Below are 818 nucleotides of genomic sequence, written 5' to 3' on the forward strand. Positions count from 1 at the left end.
CTCAGCAGTCCATTTTCGCCGCCCCATAAAAAACGACCCCTTTCTTGCTTCCTTCCATTATACTTTATCTTTCGTCTGGAAGCGTATGGGGTCATTATATATATTCTATACAATAAAGCAACAAGAAAACAAAAAATACTGAATCGAAATAATACGTTTTTGAATAAAAAGATCACACGTATTATAAACTGGCTTCCGTAAAATCTAGAGTTTCCAGGTATAAAAAAGAAATGACTTGAGTTTCCCTGAGTAGTGTCTCCAGTCATTTACATTTTTTTCTATCTATCGTGCCGCTTTTGGACTTATCTCGGACTTACCCCTTGACGAGCTTTCAGGTAGGGACTACATCGATTCCGATTGTAATTGGATTGATCCTGATGATGTATCCTCCTCTGGCCAAAGTGCGTTATGAAGAATTGGGTCAGGTGTTTCGGAACATGCGAATCCTTAGTTTATCTCTGATCCAAAATTGGGTGATTAGTCCTGTTTTGATGTTCGTGTTAGCTATCCTTTTCTTAAGAGATGATCCTCAATACATGGTTGGTCTTATTCTTATCGGTCTTGCTCGATGAATTGCAATGGTAATTGTGTGGAACGACCATGCCAATGGGAACAGAGAATATGCCGCTGGGTTAGTTGCCTTCAACTCGATTTTTCAAATTCTCTTCTATTCAGTTTACGCGTATATTTTCGTTACGGTTTTACCGAAATGGTTGGGGTTAGAAGGAGCTGTCGTCAATATTACCATGGGCCAAATCGCCGAAAGTGTTTTGATCTACTTGGGAATTCCTTTCGTTGCCGGCATGATCACCCGTCTT

The 818-nt window shown here is 40.0% G+C and carries 1 pseudogene; it reads left to right on the top strand.

The features are described from left to right. Nucleotides 1–284: 284 nt before the first annotated feature. A pseudogene (locus tag I8U18_RS17605) lies at nt 285–818 on the top strand (arsenic resistance protein); the annotation flags it as partial.

Source organism: Thermoactinomyces sp. CICC 10522, assembly GCF_016055075.1.
Classification (GTDB): domain Bacteria; phylum Bacillota; class Bacilli; order Thermoactinomycetales; family Thermoactinomycetaceae; genus Thermoactinomyces_A; species Thermoactinomyces_A daqus.